Source organism: Anabaena sp. CS-542/02 (assembly GCF_028331085.1).
In the GTDB taxonomy this organism is placed as follows: domain Bacteria; phylum Cyanobacteriota; class Cyanobacteriia; order Cyanobacteriales; family Nostocaceae; genus Anabaenopsis; species Anabaenopsis arnoldii.
Window position 1 is genome coordinate 1 of sequence record NZ_JAQMTM010000173.1, and the last position, 11,040, is coordinate 11,040.

Here is an 11,040-nt window from a genome sequence, read left to right on the forward strand (position 1 = left end):
AGTTGGTAATTGTGGATAGATTTTATCCCAGTAGTAAGACTTGCTCAAGTTGTGGAGAAAAGAAATCATCACTGCCATTATCTCAAAGAGTGTTTAAATGTGATAGTTGTGGCTTTGAGAGTGACAGAGATTTAAACGCGGTGATGAATTTAAAACAAGAAGCGGTCAGATTGACCGTGTTAGCCTGTGAACTAGATAGTGCCGACACTTCTAGGGTGAAACACAGAAAAAAAAGCAGCCTTTTGTTAGCATTAGTTAGCTTTTTTGGATCGGAAAGATTATAACTTCCCAATGATTAATCACTAATGACTAATTTACAAATTTTTCTAGACATTGCTACGGAAGCGGCCTTGGCTGCAGGTGCAGTTTTGCAGGGGTATTTGGGTAAGTTAGAAGGTGCTATTACCGAAAAAGGCCGCCCTGGTGATTTAGTCACCGTCGCGGATAAAGCCTCGGAAGCTGAGATTTTGTCAATTTTGCGTCGCCATTTTCCCCAACATTCCATCCTGGCGGAGGAATCAGGGAAGTTGGGTAATCAAGATCATCAGTATCTCTGGGCAGTTGACCCCTTAGATGGTACAACTAATTACGCCCACCAATACCCGGCTTTTGCTGTTTCTATTGGTTTATTAGTTGATAGTGTGCCGCAAGTAGGTGTAATTTATAATCCTTTCCATGATGAACTATTTCGGGCAGCCACTGGCTTAGGGGCGACGCGCAACCGCCATTCTATCAAGGTTTCAGAAATATCTGACTTGAGTAAAAGCCTTTTGGTAACCGGGTTTGCCTATGATCGCCGCGAAACATCGGATAATAATTATGCAGAATTTTGCCACCTGACTCATCTTACCCAAGGTGTGAGGCGTAGTGGTTCCGCCGCCCTGGATTTGGCTTATGTTGCTTGCGGCCGTGTAGATGGTTACTGGGAAAGGGGGATTTCTCCCTGGGACGTGGTGGCCGGTGTAGTATTATTGCGGGAAGCTGGGGGTAGAGTTACTGCCTATGACGGCACTCCTTTCAACATAGCATCCGGTAGAATTTTGGCTACTAATGGCAAGATTCACGACCAGCTTAGTCATCAGTTGGTGGAAGTCCCGCCTTTGTCGATGTGGAAATAATAGTGGAAAATTAAATCCCACTGACGAAATAGGGTTGACAACCAAACCTAAAATAGAAAAGGCTTGAAGGCAATTAACTAGTTAGTCGCCCGACAGCAACTTCACCTCCTGATGATAGCTGTAAGCAAGCAGGTAAATCTGGAGGTGGGGTTTGTTTGGTGGTTTGTTTGGTGGGAAGAAAAAATAATGGTGTATCAACCAGCAGCGGGAGCCAGGGATTTATTACCTTTAGATGTGGCACAAAAACGCTGGATTGAAGATAGATTACAGCAGGTGTTTCATCGTTGGGGATATCACAGGATTATCACTTCAACTTTGGAACGCATGGATACTCTGATGGCGGGAGAAGCAATTCAGCGCCAGATGGTGATTCAACTACAAAATGGTGAAGATGAAGAATTAGGACTGCGCCCAGAATTGACCGCTTCTATTGCTCGTGCAGTGGCTACGCGGATGGCGGATGTTACCTATCCCCAACGCCTCTACTATAATGCCAATGTCTTTCGCCGTACCTGGGAAAACAGGCACAATCGCCAGCAAGAGTTTTATCAAGCTGGGGTGGAGTTGTTAGGTGTGGGGGGATTGTTAGCTAATGCAGAAGTGCTGCTGTTGGCAAGCAATTGTCTGGCGGTACTGGGGTTGCCTCATTGGCATTTAATTTTGGGCGAAGCGGGAATTACGCGATCGCTTCTGGATGCTTTTCCCCGAAATCTCCAAGCTCAAGTTCGCACTGCGATCGCCCATCTTGACCGCATCGCCATAGATACTTTACCCCTAAGCGATGAATTACGCGATCGCGCCAGAATTATGATGGACTTGCGCGGTGATAGTGGGGATGTCTTACAAAAAGTTAGTGCTCTTGGTTTAGCTCCAGAGCAGCAAGAGATGGTTAATCATCTCAAATCTGTGGTAGAGTTATTACAATCAGAAGGGAATTTTCCTTTAATTCTTGACCTCAGCTTAATCCAAACTATAGACTACTATACTGGCATAGTCTTTGAAATTGTTAGCGATACTGGTTCACAAGCCAGAGTTTTAGGGCGGGGTGGTCGCTACGACAAGCTTTTAGGTTTATATCATCCCCAAGGTGAAGATATTCCTGGGATTGGTTTTGTCTTAAACATCGAAGATTTATACCAAGTTATTTTATCTACTCAGCAATTACCACAATCAACCCCAGTCAGTCACTGGTTAGTAGTAGCCCAGACACCAAATGCTACAGATGCAGCCTTTGCCCACGCCCAAAAACTGCGTGATTGTCCTGATTTGGTACGAGTAGAAATGGATTTAGGTGGCACAGATCAACAAGCTATTAGACAATACGCCAGCGATCGAGGTATTGCCCAAATTGCTTGGGTTAAATCAGATGGTTCCATTATCAATGAACCATTGCTGTAGTTCATTCTAGCACAAAACCTCGCCCTATCTTTAACTCACCTCTGCTGGGTCAGAAGATGGGTTGGGGGTGAGGTGGAGGTTGGGGAACTACCTACACTGACCTTGCGGCAAAAGAGCTAGTTCCTAACTCCAAAAGTCGCAATCCTTTCACTCGCAATTCATCTCAACATCTCCCTATTGGGTAGGTGTGAGTCTTCTTGCTGTTTAAGGTAGATAATCCTGCTAGGCTAGATATAGCTGATCCGAAAGAAAGGGAATTGAAAAAATGCCGCACACCATTGTTACTGATGTTTGTGAAGGTGTTGCTGACTGCGTAGATGCTTGTCCAGTAGCTTGTATTCATGAAGGCCCAGGTAAAAATGTCAAGGGGACCGATTGGTATTGGATTGATTTTGCCACCTGTATCGATTGTGGTATATGTATCCAAGTTTGCCCAGTAGCAGATGCGATCCTTCCCGAAGAAAGACCTGATTTACAAAAAACACCTTAAAATTTTTCGGTCAACGTTTTATATTTATAAGACCGTTGACCAATGACTAATGACCAATGAGTAATGACTATTTATTAGAAGTTAAAAATGTCCACGCTGGATACATTAAAGATATAGATATCCTCCAGGGAGTAAATTTTTGTCTCAAACCTGGTGAACTGGTCGCAGTGATTGGCCCCAACGGTGCGGGTAAATCCACCTTAGCCAAAACCATCTTTGGGCTGTTAACTCCTCACACGGGTACTATTACCTTTAAAGGTGAAAATATTGCCGGGCTAAAGTCCAATCAAATCGTCAGGAGGGGGATGTGTTATGTACCACAAATCTCTAATGTTTTTCCTTCCCTGAGTGTAGAAGAGAACTTAGAAATGGGGGCTTTTGTGCGGGATGTCACCCTCAAACCCCTGAAAGACAAAATTTTTACTATGTTTCCTAGACTCGGCGATCGCCGTCGCCAACGTGCTGGTACACTCTCAGGAGGAGAACGCCAAATGCTGGCCATGGGGAAAGCATTGATGTTGGAACCGAGTTTATTGTTATTAGATGAACCTTCTGCGGCCTTATCCCCCATTCTAGTTACCCAAGTATTTGAGCAGATTAAACAAATTAATCACACAGGTACAGCAATTGTCTTAGTGGAACAAAACGCCCGTAAAGCCTTAGAAATGTCTGACCGTGGCTATGTCCTAGAGTCGGGACGTGATGCTATTTCTGGATCTGGTCAAGAATTACTACATGATCCTAAAGTAGCTGAATTATATTTGGGTGCTGGTAAAACCCATTAATTTTCATTGGGGATTGGAGTGTCTGAGTGGAAAGTAAATATGATACTAATACTATAGCCAGTAGAAATATCTGACTATATTTTCTGGTAATTGCTTAAAAAAAGCTTAATTATCTTCATTCCCCATTGCATCAGCTTTATTGTTTCATTACAATCTAGTGTATTTTAATGCCTAAATTCATGGGTGAACCAGGGCATTTTCTGTTTAGCTTCGATTAACTGGACATAATTAATATAATCACTGACTCAGAAATTACTGGAGACATTAATTGATGACTACACCAGACTTAATGATTAATAGTTTAACACCCAACAGTCAGGCTGAAACTATACCTATTTTATCTAGTTCGCCTGAAGAGAAAAGATTTTTAACCCTGAAGATAATTGATAAATTATTGATAGCATTATTACTATTAATTAGTATTATTGCTATTAGTTTTTCCGACAATCAAAAATTAGTTCTTTATAGTATTATATCACTCTGTCTTGTCCTTGTAGTATTCATCATCAATAGACAACTTTTTCAGGAATCGCAACAAGCAGTTAGTCAGCATGAAGCCAAGAAAAAAGCAGAAATATATACCTACTTATTGAATGATAGCTCTTGGCAACTGAAAAATTTCACTCCCGTGAAAGCTAAAGCCCTAGAATATTGCCAAAATTTGATCAACGACTATAAACGGGTTCGGGATTTATCGAGAACGATTTACTATGTTCTGCAAATTACGACTGTGGTCTTTTCAGGAATCACACCTATTTTAGTCCTAGTAGATAAAATAGAAGCAGGCCAAACTTGGTTAAAATGGTTACCAGTTATTTGTCCTGCTATTGCGTCTATACTGGCCAGTATAGTTACATCGTTTCCTTTTCAAAAGAATTGGGTAGCGGCTAACACAGTAGTTGAACGCTTAGAAGCTGAAGAAGAAAAATTTGTGTTGGGTGTGACACAACCTTATCGCCTGTGTGATATTTCTGACGAAGTGCAACAGCAAAAAAATGTCAGCCAAGCATTAGAATACTTTATTCAACAGGTGAATAACATTCATTTTGAGCAAGTGCAGCAAAATAATGCTCCTCAGTCAGAAAAGCAAGAATCAACCCCAGCTAATAATGAAAATCAATCTCAACCAACTACCTAATTAACAGTAGGGCGCAGCAGACGCAGAGAATCTTGAAATCTCTGCGTTATTTTGCCTAAAACATTTTAATACTCTGGAACCGAAGGATCGATTTCCTTACTCCAAGCATTAATTCCACCTTTAACATTAGTCCCCTCAATTCCGGCTTCCTTGAGGATAGCCAAAGCTTTGGCAGAACGTCCCCCCAGTTTACAATGAGCAATTAAGCGGTGACCATTCAGTATTTCCTTCACCTTGGTTACACCGTCGCCATTTTCAATATCTGGTAAGGGGATCAATACAGAACCAGGAATTTTAGCGATTTCGTACTCATGAGGGTTACGGACATCTAACAGGACAAAATCCTTTGTACCGCTATCTATTAATTCCTGCAATTCTTTGACAGTCATTTCTGACATTTCCATCTGCTGTTTAGCCTCCTCTGCCTTAGCTTGGGGAATTCCGCAGAACTGTTCATAGTCTATCAGCTTTTCAATTACGGGGCGAATAGGATTAGGACGCAGTTTCAACTCCCGGAATTTCATATCTAAGGCGTTGTACAAGAGTAATCTTCCACTGAGGGTGTTACCTTGTCCTGTGATGATTTTTACCGTCTCCGTGGCTTGAATAATCCCAATCATTCCCGGCAAAATACCCAGTACGCCACCTTCTGCACAAGAGGGAACCATTCCTGGTGGTGGTGGTTCTGGGTATAAGTCACGATAGTTAGGGCCACCTTCGTAGTTAAATACTGTAGCTTGTCCTTCAAAGCGGAAAATAGAACCGTAGACATTGGGCTTGTTTAATAACACGCAAGCGTCATTAACCAGGTATCTGGTGGGGAAATTGTCAGTACCATCAACCACAATATCATAGGGCTGCATGATATCTAGGGCGTTTTCGGAACTCAGACGAGTTTCGTACAAGTCAACGTGACAATAGGGGTTAATTTCGTGAATGCGATTTTTTGCCGATTCAATTTTGGGTTTACCTACCCAGGATGTACCGTGAATAACTTGGCGTTGCAGATTGGAAGTATCGACGACATCGAAATCAACAATACCAATGCGGCCAATACCTGCTGCAGCAAGATATAACAGTAATGGCGAACCTAGTCCACCAGTACCAATACACAACACACTAGCCACTTTTAAACGCTTCTGCCCTTCCAGCCCAATTTCTGGCAAAATCAGATGGCGGGAATAGCGTTCATAATCGTCTTTGGTCAACTGGATTTCATCCAGATTGGGATTGAGCATAGAAATTAAGTAGATCAGCGAGGAATACTTATGCTATCGAAAAAACGGTATGTTTAAATTATCCTGTTAATGAACTCTGGTTGAAACTGATCATGTTCATCCAGACTCCAACTTTTCACTGTACCAGCTTTGCCATTGTTAACGGAAACTATTATATACGAGTATTCCGCCCAAGCATATAGGCGATCGCATTCTGAAGGTATAGCAGAATGATCAGGGTGTGAGTGGTAAATACCGATAATATTCAGACCGCGATCGCGTGCTGTTTTTTGTGCTTGTAACATCACTTGGGGGGCGATCGCATATCGTCTGCGGGTACTCTCTACTATCTGTTCACCAGTAAAATCATGGCCTTGGCTATTCCAGGCGTTTTCTGTGGGTATGATCTCTATCACAGTTTTACCCTCCCTACCCAGACGACCAAGAATTAGCCCACAGCATTCTTCTGGGTAGGTGCTTTCACCATGGTTACAAATCATTTGCTGGTGGTGAGGAAGGAGTTTGAGCACCCGACTATTCATCAAAAATTGTGGCTTTGCTGATCAATGTAAGATGCTAGCAGTTCCTTAACTTCCACGACATCACTGATGAGTCGATCATAATCAGAAGTTTTCAGTATATGCAAGTCATGGCAAAGCAGCAGGTAATATTCCACTTCAATTACTCCATCCCTCGCCATTTCCAGACAATCCAGTTGGATTTCATAGTCATCGCGATCGCATCCCTGAGCGATCTTAATGGCAATGGAAGCACAAGCTAAACGGATTTGTTGTGTTAGTCCCAGTAATTCCTCCTCTGGAAAGGTTTTAGTAATTTCATAAACTGCAATTGTCAGTTCATGCGCTTTTTCCCATTCTTGCAGTTCTCTAAAATCTGTCATTGTATTGGTATCCTTGAGGATTTATGGGGTGACCAATGCCTACCTCATCATCATATGCCACTATTGAGCTACTAGCACTATGCTACCCAATTAAATATCATCCAATTCCTGGAAAAACCAGAATATCATTAACTGTAATTCTTAGTATAAAATAATCCTAGCAAAAATCAACTTGATAATGCAACCCCATCAACCTACTGTAGTGGAATTCCGCGATGTTACCCTTAGACGGAACCATCGCTTTTTGGTATCTCATCTCAATTTTTCTATTATTCAGGGAGAAGCCCTAGTATTACTCGGACGTAGTGGGAGCGGCAAAACCACTACTATGAAGTTAATCAATGGCCTCTTGATGCCTACACAAGGTGAAGTATTATTTAATGGCATTCCCACCACTGAATGGGATGAAATTAAATTACGGCGCAATATTGGTTATGTCATTCAAGAAACTGGTTTATTTCCCCATTTCACCGTAGAACGTAATGTAGCTTTAGTGCCGACTTTACTGGGTTGGCAATCTAAACAAATTAAAATCCGGGTGTATGAATTGTTGCAAATGGTAGGGTTAGAGCCTCAACAATTTGCTGGGCGTTATCCTCATGAACTTTCGGGGGGACAAAAGCAACGGGTAGGTGTAGCTAGGGCATTAGCTGCCGACCCGCCAGTATTATTGATGGATGAACCCTTTGCCGCCCTTGATCCCATGACGCGCTTAGAACTACAACAAGAATTTCACCGGTTACAACAAGAATTAAATAAGACTGTGGTGTTTATTACCCATGATATTCAAGAAGCCTTTGTTTTGGCTTCCCGAGTTGGGTTAATCTCTCAGGGAGAACTAGTACTATTAGGGACAAAGGATGAATTTAAGGGATCTGTACATCCTGAAAGTCTAGCTTTTCTCAAATGTCTGCAATCTCTGGAAAATTTATGAATGACTTTTTCTTGTTTAAGTATGCTCCGGAAATCCTCCAACATACCCTAGAACACTTATTTATGGTCAGCATTGCCATGGCCACGGCGACAGTCATTGGTATCCCCTTAGGTATTCTCATCACCCGCAAAACTCACCTGCGCCAGGGGGTTCTCGGTATTGCCAATATTTTGCAAACCGTCCCCAGCCTAGCATTATTTGGTTTACTGATTCCAGTGCCGATTATTGGGGGTATTGGTATGATTCCCGCCATAGTTGCCCTAACTTTATACTCCTTTTTGCCCATTATCCGTAATACTTACACTGGTATCACTGGGGTAGATGCCGCAATTCGGGAAGCTGGTAGAGGTATGGGAATGACAGATAGACAATTATTGTCACAGGTAGAAATTCCTTTGGCTATGGGGGTGATTTTGGCAGGTGTGCGGGTAGCAACAGTAATTTCTATCGGTATTGCGACGATCGCCGCCGCTATTGGTGCTGGTGGTTTGGGGGTGTTTATTTTTCGCGGAATTGCCGTGGTAAATAATCAATTAATTTTAGCTGGGGCTGTCCCGGCGGCAATTCTTGCTCTGCTGGCTGATGGGGGTATTGGTTGGTTAGAAAGAAAATTAACAGTTAAAACTTAAATTTTTGATGGTTTATGGTGGTTATGGCTTTGGGAACAAATGAAAAGATTGTTGTTGTTGTCTGTTTTAACTTGTCTGATGTTGGTAGCGATCGCTAGTTGTAATTTCAATTCTACTCCTAGGGATACTGGTGATATTGTTGTTGCTTCTAAGAATTTTACTGAACAAGATATTTTGGGGGAACTTTTAGCCCAGCAAATTGAGGAGCATACTGATTTAACAGTTACTCGCCGACCTCGTTTAGGTGGGACTTTTGTCTGTCATAATGCGCTTCTGGCTGGACAAATTGATGCTTATATTGAGTATACAGGTACAGCGTTTAATGCCATTTTAAAAGAGAAAGTAGTACATGACCCCAAGCTAGTTAGCGAAAAGTTAACACAGGCCTATGCACAACAGTTTAACTTAGAAGTAATGCCCAGTTTAGGTTTTGAAAATAATTATGCCATAATTGTGCGTGTTGAAGATGCTCAACGGTACAATCTTCAAACCATCTCAGATGCAGTTAAATATACACCTAAATGGCGCGGTGGGTTCGGTTACGAATTTTTAGAACGGGAAGATGGTTTCCCCGGATTCGCTAAAACCTATGGTATAGAGTTTGCTAGACCTCCCCAAATTATGGACTTAGGTTTAATCTATCGAGCCTTGACTCAAAAACAAGTGGATATGGTGGCGGGTAATTCTACAGATGGGCAAATATCCCGACTAGGTTTAGTAGTACTTAAAGATGATAAACAGTATTTTCCACATTATGAAGCAGTGCCCATTGTCCGTAAAGAAACCTTACAGAAATATCCACAATTAAGAGCAGCTATCAATCAACTGACCGGGAAAATTACGGAGCAAGAAATACGACAATTAAATAACCTCGTGGAAGGGGAATTACAAGATATTAAAACTGTGGTGAGCGAGTTTCGCAAATCAAAACAACTCTAGATATAACTGATTAATAACTCATCCCATGGGTATTTTTACTGCATACAAACCTATGGCGATCGCGAAACGCTGCTGCTTGATGCTACACAAAGATACCTGGAAGTAAGCGACGAACAGGTTTTAGGAGCCGCCCTATAGATATTATCGCCGGTAGAAAAAAAGTCGAATTATTGAAGTTTAATTGAACTTCGGTTAATTACCTTTCCACCTGACAAGTATCGGGTAACACCTCATTATATAATGTCCGTAAGACTAAATTAACTACCAGTGGTAACCTGTTATGAACGAGCCACAACCAGGGGAATTTGATGTAGTACTAGGTGGTACTGGTAACGCTCCAGAATTTGCTGCTGTCTTAGGGGGAATCCAAGGGGTACAGCAGAAATATAAGAATCCTGACCCCAAGGTTAGGATAAATGCAATATCCCAAGCCCTGAACTATGGAGATGAGGGGGTTAACTTACTTCTCCAAGCTTTAACTACAGATGAATCAGTCGATGTGAAGAATGCGGCTTATAATCTTCTATCCTCTAAGTATGGCAAGTTAATTGAGTCTTTAACTGCTTATCAACCAGAAAAAACAGTAACATCATCGCAGTCGCAAGATACCCGCACGGGAAATTCAAATCAGGTTGATTCAGTTGCTCTTGATCCTAATGATGCTGATGCTTATATCAATCGCGGTATTGTTTACAATGACCAGGGGGAATGGGAATTAGCTCTGGCTGATTATAACCAAGCTATTGCAATTAATCCTAACTATGCTATAGCTTACAACAATCGCGGTCTTGTTTACTATAACCAGGGGAGATGGGAATTAGCTCTGGCTGATTATAACCAAGCTATTGCTCTTGATCCTAACTATGCTATAGCTTACAACAATCGCGGTATTGTTTACTATAACCAGGGTAGATGGAAATTAGCACTGCCTGATTATAACAAAGCTATTAAACTTAATCCTAACTATGCTATAGCTTACCACAATCGCGGTCTTGTTTACTATAACCAGAAAAGATGGAAATTAGCACTGGCTGATTATAACCAAGCTATTGCAATTAATCCTAACTATGCTGATGCTTATATCAATCGCGGTCTTGTTTACAATGACCAGGGGGAATGGGAATTAGCACTGGCTGATTATAACCAAGCCATTGCAATTAATCCTAACTATGCTGGTGCTTACAACAATCGCGGTAATGTTTACTATAACCAGGGGGGATGGGAATTAGCTCTGGCTGATTACAGCCAAGCCATTGCAATTAATCCTAACTATGCTGATGCTTACAACAATCGCGGTCTTGTTTACGATAACCAGGGGGAATGGGAATTAGCACTGGCTGATTATAACCAAGCTATTGCAATTAATCCTAACTATGCTGATGCTTATATGGGTCGCGGTAATGTTTTCTATAACCAGGGGGTATGGGAATTAGCACTGGCTGATTATAACCAAGCTATTGCAATTAATCCTAACTATGCTGATGCTTATAT

13 protein-coding genes are annotated in these 11,040 nt (G+C 41.8%); 10 read left to right on the top strand and 3 right to left on the bottom strand.

The annotated features are described in order from the left end of the window. The 6 genes from PN447_RS18005 to PN447_RS18030 form a co-directional block, all read left to right on the top strand. The coding region (locus PN447_RS18005) for a transposase (protein ID WP_271764383.1) at window positions 1–284 on the top strand (284 nt) is incomplete at its 5' end. A gap of 21 nt (window positions 285–305) precedes the next feature. Continuing rightward, window positions 306–1,118 (top strand): inositol monophosphatase family protein, encoded by an 813-nt coding sequence (locus PN447_RS18010; RefSeq protein ID WP_271764384.1) that lies wholly within the window; start codon window positions 306–308, stop codon window positions 1,116–1,118. A gap of 186 nt (window positions 1,119–1,304) precedes the next feature. Beyond that, window positions 1,305–2,516 carry an ATP phosphoribosyltransferase regulatory subunit gene (locus tag PN447_RS18015; protein WP_271764394.1) on the top strand — a complete coding sequence of 404 codons (1,212 nt, stop codon included), beginning with the start codon at window positions 1,305–1,307 and terminating at the stop codon, window positions 2,514–2,516. 265 nt (window positions 2,517–2,781) lie between these two features. Then, the gene (locus tag PN447_RS18020; protein ID WP_271764385.1) at window positions 2,782–3,006 is read left to right on the top strand and encodes an indolepyruvate ferredoxin oxidoreductase subunit alpha; all 225 of its coding nucleotides are present in this window, start codon (window positions 2,782–2,784) and stop codon (window positions 3,004–3,006) included. A 56-nt stretch (window positions 3,007–3,062) separates the two neighbouring features. After that, window positions 3,063–3,791 carry an ABC transporter ATP-binding protein gene (locus tag PN447_RS18025; RefSeq protein ID WP_271764386.1) on the top strand — a complete coding sequence of 243 codons (729 nt, stop codon included), beginning with the start codon at window positions 3,063–3,065 and terminating at the stop codon, window positions 3,789–3,791. A 271-nt stretch (window positions 3,792–4,062) separates the two neighbouring features. Continuing rightward, entirely contained in the window at window positions 4,063–4,929 is an 867-nt protein-coding gene (locus PN447_RS18030) for a DUF4231 domain-containing protein (RefSeq protein WP_271764387.1), read from the top strand. Window positions 4,930–4,994: 65 nt separating this feature from the next. On the opposite strand, the gene moeB is transcribed toward PN447_RS18030, so the two are convergent. From moeB to PN447_RS18045, 3 genes are read right to left on the bottom strand one after another with little or no spacing between them, the layout of a single operon-like run. Continuing rightward, window positions 4,995–6,167, bottom strand: a complete 1,173-nt coding sequence (moeB, locus tag PN447_RS18035; protein ID WP_271764388.1) for a molybdopterin-synthase adenylyltransferase MoeB — start codon at window positions 6,165–6,167, stop codon at window positions 4,995–4,997. Between the two features lie 53 nt (window positions 6,168–6,220). Continuing rightward, window positions 6,221–6,688 carry a M67 family metallopeptidase gene (locus tag PN447_RS18040; protein WP_271764389.1) on the bottom strand — a complete coding sequence of 156 codons (468 nt, stop codon included), beginning with the start codon at window positions 6,686–6,688 and terminating at the stop codon, window positions 6,221–6,223. Continuing rightward, window positions 6,688–7,047, bottom strand: coding sequence for a four helix bundle protein (locus PN447_RS18045; RefSeq protein WP_271764390.1), 360 nt, complete (start codon window positions 7,045–7,047; stop codon window positions 6,688–6,690). Before PN447_RS18045 ends, PN447_RS18040 begins: the two co-directional genes overlap by 1 nt. Before the next feature lie 178 nt (window positions 7,048–7,225). Between PN447_RS18045 and PN447_RS18050 the strand changes: the two genes are divergently transcribed. The 4 genes from PN447_RS18050 to PN447_RS18065 all read left to right on the top strand — a co-directional run. Then, a complete protein-coding gene (locus tag PN447_RS18050; protein WP_271764391.1) occupies window positions 7,226–7,981 on the top strand; it encodes an ATP-binding cassette domain-containing protein in 756 nt (251 codons plus the stop codon). Next, on the top strand, window positions 7,978–8,610 hold the full coding sequence (locus tag PN447_RS18055) for an ABC transporter permease (protein ID WP_271734748.1): 633 nt from the start codon (window positions 7,978–7,980) through the stop codon (window positions 8,608–8,610). Before PN447_RS18050 ends, PN447_RS18055 begins: the two co-directional genes overlap by 4 nt. Window positions 8,611–8,649: 39 nt before the next feature. Next, complete coding sequence (locus PN447_RS18060; protein WP_271764392.1) at window positions 8,650–9,549, top strand: glycine betaine ABC transporter substrate-binding protein; 900 nt, start codon at window positions 8,650–8,652, stop codon at window positions 9,547–9,549. 280 nt (window positions 9,550–9,829) lie between these two features. Continuing rightward, a partial coding sequence (locus PN447_RS18065) for a tetratricopeptide repeat protein (protein WP_271764393.1) occupies window positions 9,830–11,040 on the top strand: 1,211 nt, incomplete at its 3' end.